Genomic DNA, 19,617 nt, shown 5'->3' on the forward strand with positions numbered 1-19,617 from the left:
CGAAGCTCAGGAGAGCCTGGTCCCGGCATCCAGAGCCAAGCAGTTCGACGCTCGTGGCCCTGGATGCCGGGACGAGCCCGGCATGACGTAGAGGGGGGACGATGACCGAGCCGACGATCGCCGTCCTGCTGCCCTGCTACAATGAGGAGGCCGCCATCGCGCAGACGGTGGCGGCGTTCCGCGCGGCGCTGCCGGGGGCGGCCGTCTACGTCTACGACAACAACAGCCGCGACCGGACGGTCGAGGTCGCGCGCGCGGCGGGCGCGATCGTCCGGACCGAGCGTATCCAGGGCAAGGGCGCGGTGGTGCGGCGGATGTTCGCCGACGTGGATGCCGACATCTACGTCATGGCGGACGGCGACGCGACCTACGACGCCGGTGCCGCACCGGCGCTGGTGGCGCGGTTGCGCGACGAGCAGTGCGACATGGTGGTCGGCAGCCGGGTCCACGCCGAGAGTGAGGCGTATCGGCGCGGCCACGTGCTGGGCAACCGGATGATGACCGGCATTCTGGCGCGATTGTTCGGGCGGAGTTTCACCGACATCTTCTCGGGTTACCGGGTGTTCTCAAGGCGGTTCGTGAAAAGCTTCCCCGTGCTGTCGGTCGGGTTCGAGATCGAGACGGAGATCAGCGTCCACGCGCTGGAGCTGAAGATGCCGACCGCGGAGATGGAGACGGCGTATGGCGCACGGCTGGAAGGCTCGCACTCCAAGCTGTCGACCTACGGCGACGGGTTCCGCATCCTGCGCACGATCGCGACCTTGTACCGGATCGAGCGGCCCTTGTGGTTCTTCGGCGGGATCGGCGGGGCGATGGCGGCACTGGCGGTGTTGCTGGCGGTGCCGCTGGCGGTGACCTACGTGGCAACCGGATTGGTGCCGCGCTTTCCCACTGCGATCCTGGTCACCGGGCTGATGATCCTGGCGGCGCTCAACCTGTTCGCGGGGTTGATCCTCGATACGGTGGTGCGCGGGCGACGCGAGGTGAAGCGGCTCGCCTATCTGTCGCTGCCGGCGCCCCGTTCGCGGGGCTTGAACTAGGCAGGCACCCGCGCGACATAGGGGCCTCTTCCAGACATCAGCGAGTTCCCCATGCACAATCCGTTCGAGACCGGCGACTTCGCAGGCAAGCTGGCGTCCGCCGGCATGGGCTTGCAGCAGACGCAGGCCGGGCTCGTTCCCATCGTCATCGAGCAGTCGAACCGCGGCGAGCGCAGCTTCGACATCTTCTCGCGCCTGCTGCGCGAGCGGATCGTGTTCGTGACGGGCGGGGTCGAGGACGGCATGGCGAGCCTCATCACCGCGCAGCTGCTGTTCCTCGAGTCGGAGAATCCGAAGAAGGACATCTTCATGTACATCAACTCGCCGGGCGGTGTCGTCACGGCGGGCATGGCGATCCACGATACCATGCAGTATATCCGCCCGCGCGTCGGCACGGTGTGCATCGGCCAGGCGGCGTCGATGGGCAGCTTCCTCCTCGCGAGCGGCGAGAAGGACATGCGCGTGGCGCTGACCAACGCGCGGATCATGATCCACCAGCCGTCGGGCGGCGCGCAGGGCATGGCGTCAGACATCGAGATCCAGGCCAAGGAAATCCTCCGCATCCGCGCGCGGATGAACGAGTTGTACGCGCAATATACCGGCCAGCCGCTGGAGGAGATCGAGCGGCGCATGGACCGCGACACTTTCCTGTCGTCGCAGGAGGCCAAGGATTTCGGCCTGATCGATCAGGTATTCGACAAGCGTCCGGTGCCGACCGACGATCTGGCGGCAGCGGCCTGAGGCGGCGACCCGGTGTCGGTTGACGCCGGTTAGTCCTGTTCGGGCATTGTGGTTTGCGTATCGGTCGGGTTACCATGCCCGGCCCACCAAGGGCAGGGGCGCTTCGCCCCAGGGAAGGTTTGAATGACGAAGCTGAGCGGTGGCGACTCGAAGAGCACCCTCTACTGCTCGTTCTGCGGCAAGTCGCAGCACGAGGTGCGCAAGCTGATCGCGGGTCCCACCGTCTTCATCTGCGACGAGTGCGTCGAGCTGTGCAACGACATCATCCGCGAGGAGACCAAGTCGGCGCTCGTCTCCAAGAAGGACGGCGGCGTGCCGACCCCGCAGGAGATCTGCAACGTCCTAGACGATTACGTGATCGGCCAGAAGCGCGCCAAGCGCGTGCTGTCGGTGGCGGTGCACAATCATTACAAGCGGCTCAACCACGGTGCCAAGGGTGCCGATGTCGAGCTCAGCAAGTCGAACATCCTGCTGGTCGGGCCGACGGGTTGCGGCAAGACGCTGCTGGCGCAGACGCTGGCGCGCATCCTCGACGTGCCGTTCACGATGGCCGACGCGACGACGCTGACCGAGGCGGGTTACGTCGGCGAGGATGTCGAGAACATCATCCTGAAGCTGCTCCAGGCGTCCGACTATAACGTCGAGCGGGCGCAGCGCGGGATCGTCTATATCGACGAGATCGATAAGATCAGCCGCAAGGCGGAGAATCCGTCGATCACCCGCGACGTATCCGGCGAGGGCGTGCAGCAGGCGCTGCTCAAGCTGATGGAGGGGACCACCGCCTCCGTGCCGCCGCAGGGCGGGCGCAAGCATCCGCAGCAGGAGTTCCTGCAGGTGGACACGACCAACATCCTGTTCATCTGCGGCGGTGCGTTCTCGGGTCTCGAGAAGATCATCGGCGACCGATTGCAGGGCAAGTCGATCGGCTTCGGTGCGTTCGTGGCGGCACCGGAGGAGAAGCGGACGGGCGAGGTGCTGCGCCAGACCGAGCCCGAGGATCTGCTGAAGTTCGGGCTGATCCCCGAGTTCGTCGGTCGTCTGCCGGTGATCGCGACGCTGGAGGATCTGGACGTGACCGCGCTGGTCAAGATCCTGAAGGAGCCCAAGAACGCGCTGGTGAAACAGTATCAGAAGTTGTTCGAGATGGAGGACGTGGAGCTCGGCTTCACCGACGACGCGCTGGTGTCGGTCGCGAAGAAGGGGATCGAGCGCAAGACCGGCGCTCGCGGGCTCCGATCGATCCTGGAGGGCATCCTGCTCGACACGATGTTCGACCTGCCGTCGATGGAGGGCGTGGACGAGGTGATGATCGACAAGGATGTCGTTGCGGGCACCAAGGAGCCGATCCGGGTGTACGCCGAGAAGCAGAAGGACGGCGCGGCGGCGTGATCCGCCGTCGTGCCGGGCTCGTCCCGGCATCTAGTGCCAAGCAGCGTCATGGCTCGTGACCCTGGATGCCGGGACGAGCCCGGCATGACGATGATGAGATAAGAGGAGCGTCGGGTGACCGGCGCTCCTTTTGCTTGATGCGCATCATGTGGACGTAACCCTGTCCCGCTTCTACGATCGCCCGCAACGACACGGGGGGATCAGGGATGCGGGCGACGGGGTTGGCGGGCGTGGCGATGGCGCTCGCGCTGGTGGGGTGTGCCGAGAGTGGCGCGCGGCCGCAGAGTGCCGGCGACAATGACGCGAGCGGCAGGAAGGTGGCGGCGGAGAAGCAGCGCGCGCCGGGGCTGAACAAGGGCTACTCGCACGATCCTTTCCCCTCGACCTATCGTGCCTATCCTGGCGTGCCGACGCTGGTGCGCAACGTCACGATCTACGACGGCGAGGGCGGGCGGATCGAGAACGGGCAGGTGCTGTTCGCCGACGGCAAGGTGGTCGCGGTCGGGCAGAACGTCGACGCACCCGCCGGCACGACCGTGATCGACGGCGCGGGCAAGTGGGTGACGCCCGGTATCATCGACATCCACAGCCACCTGGGCGATTACCCGACGCCCTCGGTACAGGCGCATTCGGACGGCAACGAGGCGACCGATCCGGTGACGGCCGACGTGTGGGCGGAGCACAGCGTGTGGCCGCAGGACCCCGGCTTCGGCAAGGCGCTGGCCAATGGTGGCGTCACCACGCTGCAGATCCTGCCCGGCTCCGCGAACCTGTTCGGCGGCCGATCGGTGGTGCTGAAGAACGTCTACGCGCGCACGATGCAGGGCATGAAGTTCCCGGGCGCGCCTTACGGCCTGAAGATGGCGTGCGGGGAGAACCCCAAGCGCGTCTATGGCGGCAAGAACCGCAAGCCCTCGACGCGGATGGGCAACGTCGCGGTCGACCGGGCGACCTGGGCCAAGGCGGCCAAGTACCGGCAGGACTGGGATGCGTACGAGACCAACGGCGGCAAGGCCCCCGACCGCGACATCGCGATGGACACGCTGCGCGGCGTGCTGTCGGGCGAGATCAGGGTGCAGAACCACTGCTATCGCGCCGACGAGATGGCCATCGTCATGGATATGGCCAAGGAGTTCGGATACCGCGTCACGGCGTTCCACCACGCGGTGGAGGCGTACAAGATCGGCGACCTGCTGAAGGCCAACGACACCTGCGCGGCGGTGTGGGCCGACTGGTACGGGTTCAAGATGGAGTCGTACGACGGCATCGGCGAGAATCTGGCGCTGCTCCACAAGGCGGGCGCCTGCGCGATGATCCATTCCGACGACGAGAACGGCATCCAGCGGTTGAACCAGGAGGTGGCCAAGGCGCTCGCCTCCGGCCGGCGTGCGGGGATCGACGTGCCCGATGCGGAGGCGTGGGAGTGGCTGAGCTACGGCCCGGCCAAGGCGCTGGGCATCGCCGAGCGGACCGGCAGCCTGAAGCCGGGCAAGATGGCGGACGTGGTGCTGTGGAACGGCGATCCGTTCAGCGTCTACACCCGGCCGGAGAAGGTGTGGGTGGACGGTGCGCTGCTCTACGACGCACTCGACCCCAAAAGGCGACCTATCAGCGATTTCGAGCTGGGCCAGCCGGGCCGCGATCCGCGCATGACGGGAGAGGTGAAGTGAAGGCGCTGTTGCTCGCCGCCGCCGCGTTCGTCGCGGCTCCCGCTGCCGCACAAACGGTCGCCATCACCGGCGGCACCGTCGCGCTGGGCGACGGGTCGCAGCCGATCCCGAACGGCACGGTGGTGTTCGCGGGCGGCCGCATCGTCGCCGCGGGTGCGGGCGTGGCGGTACCGGCCGGCGCGACCGTGGTCGACGCGCGCGGCAAATGGGTGACGCCGGGGCTCGTCACCGGGCCGAACGATCTGGGGTTGCTCGACGCGGACGGCGTGGAGGAGTCGAACGACCTATCGGCGCGCACCTCTCCCTTCAACGCCGGGATCGACGTGGCGGCGGCGATCAATCCCGATTCGATCGCGATCGGCAACGAGCGGCTGGGCGGGGTCACCCGTGCGCTGGTCGCGCCGGGTGCGGCGGGATCGATCTTCGCGGGGCAGGGCGCGGTGATCGACCTGGGCGCCGATCCCGATCCGGTGACGCGCGCGCGGGCGTTCCAATATGTCGAGTTGGGCGAGGCGGGCGGACGGATCGCGGGGGGCAGTCGGCCGGCGGCCTATGCGGCCCTGCGCGACGCGCTCGCCCAGGCGCGCGATTACCGGCGCGATCCGGCGGCGTTCGACGGGCGCAGCCGCGACGCGCTGGTCAAGCGCGCCGACGTGCAAGGGCTGCTCGACGTGCTGGACGGCAAGACGCCGCTGCTGGTCCATGTCGAGCGGGCGAGCGACATCCGCGCCGTGCTGGCGCTGCCGCGCACCTATCCGGGGATGAAGCTGGTGCTGGTCGGGGCGACCGAGGCGTGGATGGTGGCGCCCGAGATCGCCGCCGCGCGCGTGCCGGTGATCGCCGCCGCGCTTGCCGACCTGCCCGCCTCGTTCGAGCAGGTGGCGGCGACCGAATCGAACGTCGGGCGGCTGACGCGCGCGGGCGTGGTCACGGCCATCTCGACGATCGGCGCCAATGACGCGCCGGGCGAGCACATCATCAAGCAATATGCCGGCAATCTGGTGGCGATCGCCAAGGTGCCGGGATCGGTCGGGCTCGACTGGGGCCAGGCGTTCGCGGCGATCACCTCTCGCCCCGCCGAGGTGCTGGGCATGGGCGGCGAGATCGGCTCGCTGCGCCCGGGCCGGCGCGCGGACGTGGTGGTGTGGAGCGGCGACCCGCTGGAACTCGCCTCCGCGCCGCAGGCGATCTGGATCGACGGCCGCGCGCAGCCGACCCAGTCGCGCCAGACGCGGTTGCGCGACCGCTACCTGACGCCCGGCGAGGCGGCGTTGCCCAAGGCGTACAGCTACTAGGCGGGATCGGCGTCCGGGGTCGATCCTCCCCTGCGAGTGGAGAGGGATCATCCGAGGGATGGTGGTGGAGTGTCCCCGGTACGAAGGGGAGCGCCGTCAACCACCGGCGACACCCCTCCGTCATGCCTGCGGCATGCCACCTCCCCTGCCAGGGGAGGATCGGGTGAGGGTCTATCCGGTTTGGCCCGCCACCGGGAGCGTTTCGCCCCTCTGCGGGGTTCCGTCATCCAAGCGGGAGAGACGATGGTGGATACGGGATTGTCGGGGCGCGTGGCGATGGTGACGGGCGGCGCGTCGGGGATCGGCGCGGCGTGCACGCTTGCGCTGGCCAGGGCGGGCGCGGATGTGGCGATCGGCGTGCACGGCGATCCGGGGTCGGGCGAGGATTGTCGCCGGGCGGTGGAGGCGCTCGGCCGGCGTGCGATGGTGGTGAGCGCCGACGTGGGCGTCGAGGCGGAGGTGGAGACGGCGTTCGATGCGGTCGGGGCCGCGCTCGGCCTGCCAGACGTGCTGGTCAACGCCGCCGGCCTCAACATGACCGGCGTGCCGGTGTCGCGGATGAGCACGGCGCAGTGGACGCGCGTGCTCGGTGCCGATCTGACGGGTAGTTTCCTGACCTCGCGGCGGTTCGTGCGCGACCTGCAATGGGCGAAGCGGCCGGGGGCGATCGTCAACGTCACCTCGGTCCATGCCTTCGCGGTGCGCGGCGGCGGGGCGGATTATGTCGCGGCCAAGGCGGGGCAGACGGGGCTCACCCGCACGCTGGCGATCGAGGTGGCGGCGGACCGGATCACCGTGAACGCGATCGCGCCGGGCATGATCCTGACGCCGATGAACGAGCGCGCGATGGAGGACGAAGAATATCGGCGCGAGTTGGAGTCGCACATTCCGATGAAGCGCGCCGGCAAGCCGGAGGAGGTGGCGGAGCTGGCGGTGTTCCTCGCCTCGCCGGCGGGCGCGTATATCACCGGCGCGGAGATCGTGATCGACGGCGGGCTGTCGCTGGTGCAGGCGACGGGGGCGTAAGGGAAGGGCGCTATCCGGGTATCCCGCCGCACGCTGGCGATCCCTGTACACCTTCCGTCATGCCGGGCTTGACCCGGCATCCATCGTGCCGCGCGACCAACGGCTCCAGCGTGTGTGGAACGATGGACCCCGGATCGAGTCCGGGGTGACGAACCATCTGCATGTCTCGCGTCCGTCGGAGGGAGCGGGCGGCCATCTTCACCGGCGTTCGCGACTGAGCCGCGTCATCAGGATCGCGGCGCGCTTGGCCTGGCGGCGCATGCTGGCGAGGTCGACCGTCTCGCCCGGCGCGTGGTCGCCGCGGCTGGATGGGCCGAGGCCGACCAGCCCGTCGACGTCGCCGGCGACGAAGGAGATGTCGCCCGCGCCGCGCTTCAGCGGGTCGAGCGCGGCCATCTGCGGCAGCGCCAGGTCGCGGTTGACGGCGTTGAGGCGGTCGAGCAGCGCGCGATTGCCGGGCGTCGGCGGCATCGCGGGATAGCCTTCCTCGAAGACGATGGTGGCGCCGGTGCCGGGCGCGTGGGCGGCGACGATCGCGGCCATGCGGGTGCGGACGCGCGCGGTCTGCTCCTCGCTCAAGGTGCGGAAATCGCCGCGGGCGACGGCGGTGGCGGGGATGATGTTGCTCTTGCCCGTCGCGGTCGCGCGGACGCCGTCCTTGTCGAGGGCGGCGGTGGCGCCGCCCGCCAGCAGGCCGACGTTGAAGGTGAGATTGGGTTCGGGCAGTTCCTGGCGGAAGCGCTGGAGGATGCGGGTCAGCTCGAACGCGGCGCCGTCGCCGACGGGAGCGGAGAAGATGCCGGACGAGTGGCCGGTGCGGCCCGTCGTCGTCAGGGTCCAGCCGTTCGAGGAGCGGCGCGCGATCGAGCCCATGTCGCGGCCGTCCTCCACCGCCAGTCCCTCGAAATCGAGCGCGGCGTCGGCGCGCTTGCCGGCGGCGATCAGGTCGGCGCGGGCAATGGCGTTGGGATCGCCGGAATCCTCCTCGTCGCCGGTCAGCACGATCTCGATATTGGCCGCCTTGAGCGTGCCGGCGGCCTGCATCGCGCGGAGAGCGGCGAGCATCACCACCATGCCGCCCTTGTCGTCACCGGCACCGGGGCCCTCCGCCTCGTCGCCGCGGCGGACGAAGCGCTGGAAGGGCGAGTCGGCTTCGAACACGGTATCGAGATGGCCGATCAGCAGGAGGCGCTTGGTGCCGGGTGCGCCGCGGTGGACGGCGATGAGGTGGCCGGCGCGCTTGACCCGCGCCATCGGTTTCCAGCTGACGGTAAAGCCGAGCGCCTCCAGCTCGCGGCGCATGGTGCGGCCGACCGCCTCCACGCCGGGCAGGTTGAGCGTGCCACTGTTCTGGTCGACCAGCTCCTTCAGCAACGCCACCGAGCGCTCGTACTCGGCGTCGACGGTGCGGGTCATCGTCGCCTCGGCGGGCGAGAGCGAGGGGGCGGCGGCGGCGAGGAGCAGGGCAAGGATCATGGCACCATCCTAGCCGTGATCGGGCGCGGCCTGCCAGCCTGGTTGCGCCAAGGGGAGCGGGCGGTATAGCCGGCGCCGTATAGCAGGAGGTCGCATGCTCACCCGCCGGTCGCTTCTCGGCCTCCTCGCCGCCGCGGTCGCCGTGCCGGGGGCGGCGCAGGACAGGCCGCCGCTGACGGTGTTCGCCGCGGCGTCGTTGACCGATGCGCTGGGCGAGATCGGGCGGGCGTACACGGCGGCGACCGGGCAGCGGGTGCGTTTCTCGTTCACGTCCAGCGGCACGGCGGCGCAGCAGATCCAGGCGGGTGCGCGGGCGGACGTGTTCGTGTCGGCCGACACGGCGTGGATGGATCGGTTGCAGCAGGCCGGGCGGTTGCAGCCGGGCCTGCGGGCGAACGTGGCGGGTGGGCGGCTGGTGCTGATCGCGCCGGTGCGAAGCGCGACCCGGCTGGCTGTCCGGCCGGGCTTCCCCCTGGCGGCGGCGCTCGGGCCGCGTGGGCGGCTGGCGGTCGGCGACCCGGCCTCGGTGCCAGCGGGCAAATACGCGAAGGAGGCGCTGACCCGGCTCGGCGTGTGGAACCGCGTGGCGGGGCGGCTGGCGCCGGCGCAGGACGTGCGCGCGGCGCTCGCCTATGTCGCGCGGGGCGAGGCGCCGCTGGGGATCGTGTACGAGACCGACGCGGCGGCCGAGCGGCGGGTGCGGGTGGTGGGCGTGTTCCCGGCCGCCAGCCACGCGCCGATCGTCTATCCGGCCGCGGTGGTGCGCGGCGGCGGGCAGGGGGCGACCGCGTTCTTCCGCTACCTGCAAGGGCGACGGGCACGCGCGACCTTCCGCCGGTATCGTTTTCGGGTGCCCGGCTGAGCGTGCTACGACCGGAGGAGTGGGAGGCGCTGCGGCTCAGCCTCCTGATCGCGGGGCAGGCCACGGGGTTCGGGCTGGTCGCGGCGGTGCTGTTCGCGTGGTTGCTGGCGCGGACGCGGTTTCCGGGGCGGGTGCTGCTCGACGCCGTGCTGCACGCGCCGCTGATCCTGCCGCCCGTGGTGGTCGGCTTCGTGCTGTTGCTGGTGTTCGGGACGCAGGGGCCGATCGGGCGCTGGCTGGACGCGACTTGGGGCGTGCAACTGCCCTTCACCAGCGCGGGGGCGGCACTGGCGGCGGGAGTGTCGGCGTTCCCGCTGATGCTGCGCGCGGTGCGGCTCTCGATCGAAGCGGTCGACCTGCGGCTGGAAGAAGCGGCGCGGAGTCTGGGCGCAGGGCCGTGGGACCGGGCATTCACTGTCGTGTTGCCGCTCGCCGCGCCGGGGCTGGTCGCGGGCGCGGTGGTGGGCTTCGCGGCGGCGTTGGGGGAGTTCGGCGCGGTCATCACCTTCGCGGCCAACATTCCGGGCGAGACGCAGACGCTGCCGCTGGCCATCTACGCCGCGTTGCAGGTGCCGGACGGCGAGGGGGCGGCGGCCCGCTTGTCGGCGATCTCGTTCGCCGTCGCGCTCGGCGGACTGCTGCTGTCGGAGCTGTTGTTGCGGGTGCAGCGGCGCCGGATAGGGCGATGATCCGGGTCGCGGCTCGGCAGCGGCTCGGTGGATTCGCGTTGGACGTGGCGTTCGAGGGGCCGCCGGACGGCGTGACCGTACTGTTCGGGCCGTCGGGGGCGGGCAAGTCGGCGACGCTGGCGGTGGTGGCGGGCATCGCGCGGGCGGCGGACGCGCTGGTGGTGGTGGGCGAACGGGTGCTGACCGACACGGGCGCGCGCGTGTTCGTGCTTCCTGAGCGGCGGCGGATCGGAGTGGTGCACCAGGACGCGCGGCTGTTCCCGCACCTCTCGGTCGCGCGCAACCTGCGTTACGGGTGGCGGCGGACGACGGGCGAGCGGCGGATCGGCTGGGACGAGGCGATCGAGGTGCTGGCGATCGGGCACCTGCTCGACCGGTCCCCGCGCGACCTGTCGGGCGGCGAGAGGCAGCGGGTGGCGATCGGGCGGGCGCTGCTGAGCCAGCCGGACCTGCTGCTGCTCGACGAGCCGGTGTCGGCGCTGGACGCGGGGCGGCGGGCGGAGGTGCTCCGCTTCGTCGCGGCGCTGAAACAGCGGTTCGGGCTGCCGATGCTCTACGTGACGCACAGCGAGGACGAGGCGCGGCTGCTGGGCGATCACCTCGTCCGGATCGAGGACGGACGGGTCGTCGGACAGGGATCTCCCGCGGCGATGCTGCCGGTGCGACAGGTGGTGGGCGAGGCGGTCGGGCCGGGGATGGTGCGGGTGGGGGAGGCGGTGATCGCGGTTCCTGGGGTGGACGCACCTTCCGGCGCCGTGGTGCGGGTCAGCTGGTAGTTCTCACGCCCGCCGTGAGCACTCAGGCGGCGAGGGCCACGCGCCATGCCTCGGCCTTGGCCAGGGCGGGAGCGTCGTCGACGTCGATCCAGTCGAGGTCGCTGCAATCGACGACACCGGCGCGGCCTTGCGCGGCCAAGAGGCGAACGCCGTCGGTGAGTTGCGGGTCGGGAAGCGTCGTCAGTGCGGCGAGCAACGCGGGGCCGATCGCGAAGACGCCGGTGTCGTAGGCGTCGTACGGCGCCAGACCCTTGCCGATCGCGTCGATGCGATCGCCGGCGGTAGCGACGGCGGTGACGTCGAGCGGGTCGATCCAGGGGTGGCCGAGGCGGCGGTCGATGCCGAGGGTGAGGCCTTCGCCGGAGCCTGCGGCGGCGACGCGGGCGTAGAGGGCGGGGGAGACGAGGTGGTCGCACATCGCCAGCAGCGCATCCTCGCCGGCCAGCGCGTCGGCGGCGGCGAGGACGGAGACGCCGTTGGGGCGGCGATGGTCAGGGGTGCGGACGGTCTCCACAGCGAGCGGCCAGGCGCGGCGGGCGAGGTGCGCCTCGATATCCGCAGCGCGATAGCCGAGGACGACGATCGCACGGGTCAGGCCCGCCTCGGCCAGGCCGGCGAGCGCGTGGTCGATGAGCGGGCGGCCGGCGACCGGGCAGAGCGGCTTGGACGCGGCGGACCCGCGCAGGCGACTACCCTCGCCGGCGGCGAGGAGCACGGCGGTGGTGATCCCCGTCATGCCGCGCTCGACCCAGTATCCAGGATTACAGGCGATGTCGTTTGGGGCCCTGGACCCCGGGACAAGCCCGGGGTGACGAAGGAGAAGGCGGCGTCGGCACTCACGCCGCGGCGATGAACTTCTCGACCTCGACCTGCGCCAGGTCGTCGGTCATCTGGGTGCGCGGGTGCTTGCAGAAATAGGCGCTGGCAGGGTCGATCACGCCGCCGACGCCGCGGTCGCGGGCGATCTTGGCGCAGCGGATCATGTCGATGGCGACACCGGCCGAATTGGGCGAATCCTCGACCGACAGGCGCAACTCCAGGTTCATCGGCACGCCGCCGAACAGCTGGCCCTCCATGCGCAGGAAGCAGACCTTGTTGTCGTTCTGCCAGGGCACGTAGTCCGACGGGCCGATATGGACGTTGTCGTCCTCCAGCCGCTCAGCCGCGACCGACTGAACCGCTTCGGTCTTCGAGATCTTCTTCGATTCCAGCCGGCGGTGGTTGGACATGTTGAGGAAGTCGGTGTTGCCGCCGGTGTTGAGCTGGTAGGTCCGGTCCAGCTTCACGCCGCGTTTGGCGAACAGGTCGGTCAGCACGCGGTGGACGATCGTCGCGCCGAGCTGCGCCTTGATGTCGTCGCCGATGATCGCGACGCCCGCCGCCTCGAACTTCGCCGCCCATTCCGGGTTGGAGGCGATGAACACGGGGATGTTGTTGACGAAGGCGACGCCGGCTTCCAGCGCGCACTCGGCGTAGAATTCGGTCGCCTTCTGGCTTCCGACGGGCAGGTAGTTCATCAGCACGTCGGCGCCCGACGCCTTCAGCTCGGCGACGACCTGTTCCTTGGACGGCTGCGTGTCGTTGGCGACCACGAAGGTACGCTCGTCCTTGTAGTCGGCCATGTGGTCGGCGACGCCGTCGAGGATCGCGCCCATCTTCACGATCGTGCCGGTGGCGGGCAGGTTGGCGGCGAACACGGCGGTGCAGTTGGGCTTGGCGAACACCGCCTCCGCCACGTCGCGACCGACCTTGCGGCTGTCGACGTCCCAGGCGGCGACGACGGTGATGTCGGCGGGGCGGTAGCCACCCATCTCCCAGTGCATCAGCCCCACCGTGTCGTTGGTGCCCTCGCGGTAATATTCCAGTCCCTGCACGAGGCTGGAGGCGCAGTTGCCGATGCCGACGATGGCGATGCGGATGGAGCCCATTACTGTCCCTGTTCCTTGACGAAAAGCCGCGCCGAATTGTCGGCCGCGGGCGAAAGTGTTGAAAAGACCAGCCCCTGCTCCACGCGGCGGTGCCACGCAAGCCCGATCATGGCGATCGCCGACAGCGGCACGATCTCGAACCACCAGAAGATGCGCGGGTCGCCGAGCAGCGAGGCGACGAAGATGGCCAGGACGCGGACGTTGGCGGTTTCCAGCGACAGCAGGCGCATCGCCGGGACGGCGCGGTCCGCGTAGCGGCGACCGACCTCGCGCGGGTCGCTCGCCTCCGCCAGGTGGTGCTCGAAGGGACGGGCGAGCCGTTCCGGAATGCCGGCGAGCCGATCATAGGCGCGAAGCAGCGCGCCGCCGGCGGACCGGGGCGGTCGCGGTTGCGCTATTCCCTTCAGCCGGCGGTGGAAGCGGGCGCGCTCCCCCTCGTACAATGACGATTGCACCGCGTGGGCGGCGCCGGCCGCGATCGCGAGCGCCCAGCCGCCGGCGGTGCCCCATCGCCAGGCGAGCGCCACGTAGATCAGGATAAACACGCCGTGGTCGCACAAGCCGTCGAGCAGGCGGCCGAGCGGCGACGCGGTGCCGGTGGCGCGCGCCACCATGCCGTCGAGCCCGTCGGCGACCAGCCAGCCGACCGACAGGACCAGGCCGAGCACCGCCATCGGCCAGCGCTCGAAATCGGCATAAGCGAGGGCGGCGAGCGTGCCGAGCGTGAGGCCGATCATCGACACCGCGTTGGCCGACACGCCCAGGCGCAGCGCGGCGGGCAGCAGCCGGCGGCCGAGCGGGTGGATCAGCCAGAGATTGGAGGGGTCCTCGATCCGCCGATCGCGCGACCCGTCCGGCGCGGGAACGGTCATCGGAGGCGTTCCATGCGCGTGAGCGGGGGGCTTGGCAATATGGCGAAAATGTTACGGAGTCGGGTGTCGTGCCGGGCGCGTCCCGGCATCCAGAGCCGCGAGCGCTGCGATTGCGGCCCTGGACCCCGGGACAAGGCTCTCCTGAGCTTCGCCGAAGGGGCCGGGGTGACGACAGTTACGGCACGTTGGCGGCGATCTCGTCGAGCCAGACGCGGGCGGTGCCGTCGGCGGGGGCGCGCCAGTCGCCGCGGGGGCTGACCGCGCCGCCGGCGGAGACCTTGGGCCCGTTGGGCAGCGCGGATCGCTTGAACTGGGAGGTCTGGAAGAAGCGCGTGCAGAACCGTTCCAGCCAGTGGCGGATCGTGGGTAGGTCGTAGGCGAGGCGCGCGTCGGCGGGGAAGTCGGCGGGCCAGCGCCCCGCCGCCGCGTCGCGCCATGCGTGATGCGCGAGAAAGGCGATCTTCGACGGGGCGAGGCCGTGGCGCAGCACGTAATGGGCGAAGAAGTCGTTGAGCGCGTAGGGGCCGATCATCGATTCGGTCGATTGCAGCGCGCCGGTCTCCGCGTCGGCGGGGACGAGTTCGGGGCTGATCTCCTGCGCGAGGATGGTGGCGAGCACCTGATCGGTCGCCTCGTCATACTGGTTGGTCCGGATGCACCAGCGGATCAGGAACTGGATCAGCGTCTTGGGCACGCCGGCGTTGACGGCATAATGGCTCATCTGGTCGCCGACGCCGTAGGTGCACCAGCCGAGCGCCAGTTCGGACAGGTCGCCCGTGCCGAGCACCAGCGCGCCGCGCTGGTTGGCGAGGCGGAAGAGGTAATCGGTGCGCAGCCCCGCCTGCACATTCTCGAACGTCACGTCGTAGACCGGCTCGCCGCTGGCGAAGGGGTGGCCGATGCCTTGCAGCAAGGTGTGCGCGGCGGGGCGGATGTCGATCTCCTCGGCGGTGATGCCGAGCGCGCGCATCAGCGCCCAGGCGCTCGCCTTGGTGCCCTCGCCGGTGGCGAAGCCGGGCATGGTGAAGCCGAGGATGCGGGTGCGCTCCCAGCCGAGCCGGTCGGCGGCCTTGGCGGCGACGATCAGCGCGTGGGTCGAGTCGAGCCCGCCGGAGACGCCGATCACCAGCGTTTTCGCGGCCGACGCTTCCAGGCGCTTGGCGAGACCCTCGACCTGGATGTTGTACGCCTCGTAGCAGTCGGCGTCGCGCTTGTCGGGGTCGTTGGGGATGAAGGGGAAGCGGCGGATGGCGCGGCGCAGGCCGGTGTCGCGCTCGTCCAGGCCATGGGTGAAGCCGATGCGGCGGAAGCGCGTCTCGGGATGGCCGGCAAGGGCGGCGGCGTCGTTGAAGGTGCCGACGCGGGTACGCTCCTGGATCAGGCGCTCGGCATCGACGTCCGCGATCGTCAGGCGGTCGGCATCGCCGCGGACGAAGCGATCGCTCTGCGCGAGCAGTTCGCCGAGTTCGTAGATCAGGCCCTGGCCGTCCCAGGCGAGGTCGGTGGTGCTCTCCCCCACGCCGGTGGCGGCGTAGACATAGGCGCACACCGCGCGCGCCGACTGCGAGGCGGCGAGCAGCGCCCGCTCGCGCGCCTTGCCGACGACGATGTTGGAGGCGGACAGGTTGCAGCAGACCAGCGCCCCGGCGAGCGCGCCCATCGTCGAGGGCGGGGTGGGCGCCCAGTAATCCTCGCAGATTTCCGCGTGGAGGGTGAGGAAGGGCAGGTCGTCGGCGGCGAACAGCAGGTCGGTGCCGAAGGGGATTTCCGCGCCGTTCAGGCCGATGGAGAGGCCGGTCAGGCCGGCGCCGGGCGCGAACCAGCGTTTCTCGTAATATTCGCGGTAGTTGGGCAGGAACGTTTTGGGCACGACGCCGAGGACGCGGCCGCGGTGGATGATGACGGCGGTGTTGTAGAGGCGGCCGTTCCGCTCGATCGCGGCGCCGACGAGGAGGAGCGGCTTGAGATCGGCGGAGGCGGCGCGGACCGACTCGATTGCGGCGAGCGTGGCGGTCTGCTGCGCGGATTGCAGGTGGAGGTCGTCGATCGCGTAGCTGGAAAGGTTGAGCTCGGGAAAGACGACGAGGTCGCAGGCCTGCTCGTGCGCCTGGGCGGCGAGCGCGATCGTCGCGGCGGCGTTGGCGGCGGCGTCGCCGACGGTCGCGGCGGGTGTCGCGGCGGCGACGCGGATCATGCGCTGGCGGTGGAGCGAGAAGAAGGGATGGGACATGGTGGCGGGGTAACGCGTGAGCGGTGGGGATGTCACCATCGACGTCATGCCGGGTTCATCCCGGCATCCAGAGCCACGGACGATGGCGCTGCTTGGCCCTGGACCCCGGGACGAGCCCGGGGTGACGGTGGGGGCTGGCTAGGATAAAGCGCCCGCATGATCCTCTACGGCATCCCGAACTGCGACATGGTGAAGAAGGCGCGCAGCTGGCTCGACGCGCAGGGGCGCGCACACGCGTTCCACGACTACAAGAAGGCCGGCGTGCCGGAAGAAGCCTTGCGCGGCTGGGTCGAGCGGCTCGGGTGGGAGGCGGTGCTCAACCGCGCGGGGCAGACGTTCCGCAAGCTGCCCGAGCCTGACAAGACGGACATCGATGCCGAGCGCGCGGTGGCGCTGATGCTGGCGCATCCGTCGGCGATCAAGCGGCCGATCCTGGAGGAGGGAGAGACGCTGCTCGCCGGCTTCTCGCCCGATCGCTACGCCGCGGCGCTGGAGAAATAAGCCATGTCCACGACCTACACGATCGACACCGCGACCAGCCGCGCCAACCCGACGCCCGCGCCGCTGAAACGGCTAACGGTGCCCGCGATCCGCAAGCGCAAGGGGGGCGAGCCGCTGGTGATGCTGACCGCCTACACGGTCAGGACGGCGCAACTGCTCGACCCGCACTGCGACATGCTGCTGGTCGGCGACAGCCTGGGTCAGGTGGTCTACGGCCTGCCGTCGACGGTGCCGGTGACGCTGGAGATGATGGCGGCGCACGGGGCGGCGGTGGTGCGCGGCAGCTACCACGCGCTGGTGGTGATCGACATGCCGTTCGGCAGCTACGAGGCGTCGCCGGAGAAGGCGTTCGAGAGCGCGGCGTTCCTGCTCAAGGCGACCGGCGCGGCGGCGGTGAAGCTGGAGGGGGGCGAGGCGATGGCGCCGACCGTCCGCTTCCTGTCGGAGCGGGGCGTGCCCGTGATGGGCCATGTCGGCCTGACGCCGCAGGCGGTGAACGCGCTCGGCGGCTACGGCGCGCGCGGGCGCAGCGAGGCGGAGGCGGCGAAGATCGTCGCGGACGCGAGCGCGGTGGCGGCGGCGGGCGCCTTCGCCGTAGTGATCGAGGGGGTGGTGGAGCCGATCGCGGTGGCGATCACGGAGAGCGTCGCCTGCCCGACGATCGGCATCGGCGCCTCGGCCCGGTGCGACGGGCAGGTGCTGGTGGCGGAGGACATGCTGGGCCTGTTCGAGCGGGTGCCGCGCTTCGTGAAGCGCTTCGACGATCTCGCCGGGCGGGTCGGCGACGCGGCGGCGCGCTACGCCGCGGAGGTGAGGGCGCGCCAGTTCCCCGGACCCGATCAGGTATACGCGCCCAAGGACTGATCGTCCGCCCGCTTCCGTTCCGCCGCGAGCGCGGCTATGCGGCGTTGTTTCACGTCCCATCAACCAATCGGAGCCGTTTCTTGGCCCTGCCGCCCAATGCCAGCACCGAGGTGTTCATCCGCGAGGTGGACGAGGAATATCGCCGCGAGCGGATGGCGCGTTTCTGGCAACGCTGGGGCAAGGCGGTCGCGGCGGCGGTGGTCGTGCTGTTGCTGGCGTTCGGCGGCTGGCTGTACTGGCAGCACCGCCAGCGCGAGGCGGCGGGCGTCGAGGGCGAGCGGATGCAGGCGGCGTTCGACCAGCTGAGCCAGGGCCAGGCGGCGCAGGCGCAGCCGGCCCTGGCCGAGCTCGCACAGTCGAAGCGTGACGGATACCGGGTGCTGGCGATCTTCACCCAGGCCGACATCCTGCTCCAGAAGAACGACCTGAAGGGGGCCGCGGCGAAGTTCGCCTCGGTCGCCAACGACACGGGCGTCGACGACGCGTTCCGTAACCTGGCGCTGATCCGCCAGACCGCGGCCGAGTTCGAGACGCTGAAGCCGCAGGTGGTGATCGAGCGGATGCGCCCGCTGGCGGTACCGGGCAGCCCTTGGCTGGGCAGCGCGGGCGAGATGATGGCGGTGGCGCAGCTGCGCCTGGGCCAGCGCGCGGCGGCGGGGCAGCTGTTCGGGCAGATCGCCCGCGACGAGGGGGCGCCCGCGTCCTTGCGTCAACGCGCGGTTCAGATGGCGGGCGTATTGGGGGTCGACGCCGTGCCCGCTCCCCCCGCCGTCCAGGAACCCAGCCGATGACCAAGCATTTCCGCGCGCCCGTGATGGTCGCCGCGCTGATGGCGCTCTCCGCCTGCGGCATCTTCAAGGGCGGGCCGAAGAAGACGCCGACGGTCGGCCAGCGCGTGCCGATCCTGGCATCGGAGAACGACGTCGAGACGGACAAGAGCCTGGCCGACGTCGTCGTGACGCTGCCCGCCGCGGCGGCCAACGACGCCTGGGCGCAGCCGGGCGGCAATGCGGCCAAGTCGATGGGGCATCTGGCGCTCGCCGCCGCGCCTGCGCAGGCGTGGCGGGCGACCATCCCCGGCGGCTCGCAGCGCGAGCGGCTGGCGGCGACGCCGGTGATCGCCGAGGGCAAGCTGTTCATCATCGACGTCGACGCCGCCGTGCACGCGATGGACGCGGGCACCGGCGCGTCGCTGTGGACGACCAACATCACCGTCTCCGACGCGAACCGGCCGTCGCGGTTCGGCGGCGGCGTCAGCTACGACGACGGCAAGGTCTACGCGACCGACGGCGTCGGCGACGTGGTGGCGCTGAACGCGGCGGACGGCAAGGAGCTGTGGCGGGCCAAGCCGGGCGGGCCGCTGCGCGGCAGCCCGACGATCGCCAACGGCACGGTGTACGTGCTGAGCCAGGACAATCAGCTGTTCGCGCTGAACCAGGCCGACGGCAAGGTGCAGTGGTCGCAGTCGGGCACGCTGGAGACGCAGGGCGTGTTCGGCGTCGGCGCGCCGGCGGCGAGCCAGGGGTCGGTGGTCGCCGGCTTCTCCAGCGGGGAGCTCAGCGCCTATCGGTACGAGAACGGGCGCGTGCTGTGGCAGGACGCGCTGTCGCGGACGTCGATCACCACCTCGGTATCCAGCCTCGCCGACATTGATGCGGCGCCGGTGATCGAGGAAGGGCGCGTCTACGCGGTCGGGCAGGGCGGGCGCATGGTGTCGCTGGAACTCGCCACCGGCCAGCGTCTGTGGGAGCAGAACCTGGCGGGCATCTCCACCCCGTGGATCGCGGGCGAGTGGCTGTTCGTGGTGACCGACGATGCGCGGCTCGCCTGCCTGTCGCGCGCGAGCGGCAAGGCGCGCTGGATCGCGCAGCTGCCGCGGTTCCGCAACGAGAAGAAGCGGACGGGGGCGATCACCTGGTTCGGGCCGGTACTGGCGGGCAATCGGCTGGTACTGACCAACAGCCGCGGCCAGATCGTCTCGGCCGCGCCGACCGACGGCCAGGTCGGCCAGACGATCGAGACCGGCGAATCGTTCGCGCTGCCGCCGGTGGTGGCGAATTCGACCTTGTACACGGTGGACCAGCGCGGGCAGGTCACGGCGTTCCGGTGAGATGATCGGCCGCTCGCCGAGCTGTGTTCCCCGGAGGACGGCGAGCCTTTCGCAGAACGTTTCCGTCATGCCGGGCTCGACCCGGCATCCATGGTGCCGCGAGATCAACGGCTGATAAGTACGCGGCACGATGGACCCCGGATCAAGT

At 70.5% G+C, this 19,617-nt stretch carries 18 protein-coding genes; 13 read left to right on the plus strand and 5 right to left on the minus strand.

The window, feature by feature from the left end; genetic code table 11:
• The first annotated feature begins 101 nt into the window (after positions 1–101).
• The 6 genes from BM145_RS03960 to BM145_RS03985 all read left to right on the plus strand — a co-directional run bounded on the left by BM145_RS03960 (position 102) and on the right by BM145_RS03985 (position 7,161).
• Positions 102–1,040, plus strand: a complete 939-nt coding sequence (locus BM145_RS03960; protein ID WP_093331521.1) for a glycosyltransferase family 2 protein — start codon at positions 102–104, stop codon at positions 1,038–1,040.
• Between the two features lie 51 nt (positions 1,041–1,091).
• Positions 1,092–1,781 (plus strand): ATP-dependent Clp protease proteolytic subunit, encoded by a 690-nt coding sequence (locus BM145_RS03965; protein WP_177200074.1) that lies wholly within the window; start codon positions 1,092–1,094, stop codon positions 1,779–1,781.
• Between the two features lie 123 nt (positions 1,782–1,904).
• The gene (clpX, locus tag BM145_RS03970) at positions 1,905–3,170 is read left to right on the plus strand and encodes an ATP-dependent Clp protease ATP-binding subunit ClpX (RefSeq protein WP_093331523.1); all 1,266 of its coding nucleotides are present in this window, start codon (positions 1,905–1,907) and stop codon (positions 3,168–3,170) included.
• Between the two features lie 206 nt (positions 3,171–3,376).
• Complete coding sequence (locus BM145_RS03975; RefSeq protein ID WP_093331525.1) at positions 3,377–4,840, plus strand: amidohydrolase; 1,464 nt, start codon at positions 3,377–3,379, stop codon at positions 4,838–4,840.
• Complete coding sequence (locus tag BM145_RS03980; RefSeq protein WP_093331528.1) at positions 4,837–6,135, plus strand: amidohydrolase family protein; 1,299 nt, start codon at positions 4,837–4,839, stop codon at positions 6,133–6,135. The genes BM145_RS03975 and BM145_RS03980 overlap by 4 nt, the downstream gene beginning before the upstream one ends.
• Positions 6,136–6,378: 243 nt before the next feature.
• Positions 6,379–7,161, plus strand: coding sequence for an SDR family NAD(P)-dependent oxidoreductase (locus tag BM145_RS03985; RefSeq protein WP_177200075.1), 783 nt, complete (start codon positions 6,379–6,381; stop codon positions 7,159–7,161).
• A 198-nt stretch (positions 7,162–7,359) separates the two neighbouring features.
• On the opposite strand, the gene BM145_RS03990 is transcribed toward BM145_RS03985, so the two are convergent.
• Positions 7,360–8,637: a M20/M25/M40 family metallo-hydrolase gene (locus BM145_RS03990; protein WP_093331533.1), complete on the minus strand. Its 1,278-nt coding sequence runs from the start codon at positions 8,635–8,637 to the stop codon at positions 7,360–7,362.
• A gap of 94 nt (positions 8,638–8,731) precedes the next feature.
• On the opposite strand from BM145_RS03990, the gene modA reads away from it, so the two are divergent.
• The 3 genes from modA to BM145_RS04005 are packed head-to-tail and all read left to right on the plus strand — an operon-like array spanning position 8,732 to position 10,964.
• Positions 8,732–9,499, plus strand: coding sequence for a molybdate ABC transporter substrate-binding protein (gene modA, locus BM145_RS03995; protein ID WP_093331536.1), 768 nt, complete (start codon positions 8,732–8,734; stop codon positions 9,497–9,499).
• 2 nt (positions 9,500–9,501) lie between these two features.
• On the plus strand, positions 9,502–10,188 hold the full coding sequence (modB, locus tag BM145_RS04000; RefSeq protein WP_093331538.1) for a molybdate ABC transporter permease subunit: 687 nt from the start codon (positions 9,502–9,504) through the stop codon (positions 10,186–10,188).
• Positions 10,185–10,964 carry an ATP-binding cassette domain-containing protein gene (locus BM145_RS04005; RefSeq protein ID WP_093331541.1) on the plus strand — a complete coding sequence of 260 codons (780 nt, stop codon included), beginning with the start codon at positions 10,185–10,187 and terminating at the stop codon, positions 10,962–10,964. The genes modB and BM145_RS04005 overlap by 4 nt, the downstream gene beginning before the upstream one ends.
• A gap of 22 nt (positions 10,965–10,986) precedes the next feature.
• On the opposite strand, the gene BM145_RS04010 is transcribed toward BM145_RS04005, so the two are convergent.
• From BM145_RS04010 to BM145_RS04025, 4 genes are all read right to left on the minus strand, one after another.
• Positions 10,987–11,700, minus strand: a complete 714-nt coding sequence (locus BM145_RS04010) for a phosphocholine cytidylyltransferase family protein (RefSeq protein WP_093331543.1) — start codon at positions 11,698–11,700, stop codon at positions 10,987–10,989.
• A 100-nt stretch (positions 11,701–11,800) separates the two neighbouring features.
• Positions 11,801–12,892, minus strand: coding sequence for an inositol-3-phosphate synthase (locus tag BM145_RS04015; protein ID WP_093331546.1), 1,092 nt, complete (start codon positions 12,890–12,892; stop codon positions 11,801–11,803).
• Positions 12,892–13,764 carry a CDP-alcohol phosphatidyltransferase family protein gene (locus BM145_RS04020; protein WP_093331548.1) on the minus strand — a complete coding sequence of 291 codons (873 nt, stop codon included), beginning with the start codon at positions 13,762–13,764 and terminating at the stop codon, positions 12,892–12,894. The genes BM145_RS04015 and BM145_RS04020 overlap by 1 nt, the downstream gene beginning before the upstream one ends.
• A gap of 175 nt (positions 13,765–13,939) precedes the next feature.
• Positions 13,940–15,994 (minus strand): NAD(+) synthase, encoded by a 2,055-nt coding sequence (locus BM145_RS04025; protein WP_093331803.1) that lies wholly within the window; start codon positions 15,992–15,994, stop codon positions 13,940–13,942.
• Between the two features lie 156 nt (positions 15,995–16,150).
• On the opposite strand from BM145_RS04025, the gene BM145_RS04030 reads away from it, so the two are divergent.
• The 4 genes from BM145_RS04030 (at position 16,151) to BM145_RS04045 (ending at position 19,469) form a co-directional block, all read left to right on the plus strand.
• Positions 16,151–16,495: an arsenate reductase gene (locus BM145_RS04030; protein WP_093331551.1), complete on the plus strand. Its 345-nt coding sequence runs from the start codon at positions 16,151–16,153 to the stop codon at positions 16,493–16,495.
• 3 nt (positions 16,496–16,498) lie between these two features.
• Positions 16,499–17,359 (plus strand): 3-methyl-2-oxobutanoate hydroxymethyltransferase, encoded by an 861-nt coding sequence (gene panB / locus BM145_RS04035; RefSeq protein ID WP_093331553.1) that lies wholly within the window; start codon positions 16,499–16,501, stop codon positions 17,357–17,359.
• 80 nt (positions 17,360–17,439) lie between these two features.
• Positions 17,440–18,150 carry a tetratricopeptide repeat protein gene (locus BM145_RS04040; protein WP_093331556.1) on the plus strand — a complete coding sequence of 237 codons (711 nt, stop codon included), beginning with the start codon at positions 17,440–17,442 and terminating at the stop codon, positions 18,148–18,150.
• Positions 18,147–19,469 carry a PQQ-like beta-propeller repeat protein gene (locus tag BM145_RS04045; RefSeq protein WP_093331558.1) on the plus strand — a complete coding sequence of 441 codons (1,323 nt, stop codon included), beginning with the start codon at positions 18,147–18,149 and terminating at the stop codon, positions 19,467–19,469. Before BM145_RS04040 ends, BM145_RS04045 begins: the two co-directional genes overlap by 4 nt.
• Positions 19,470–19,617: the final 148 nt, after the last annotated feature.

It is taken from the genome of Sphingomonas rubra, assembly GCF_900115745.1.
Classification (GTDB): domain Bacteria; phylum Pseudomonadota; class Alphaproteobacteria; order Sphingomonadales; family Sphingomonadaceae; genus Sphingomonas; species Sphingomonas rubra.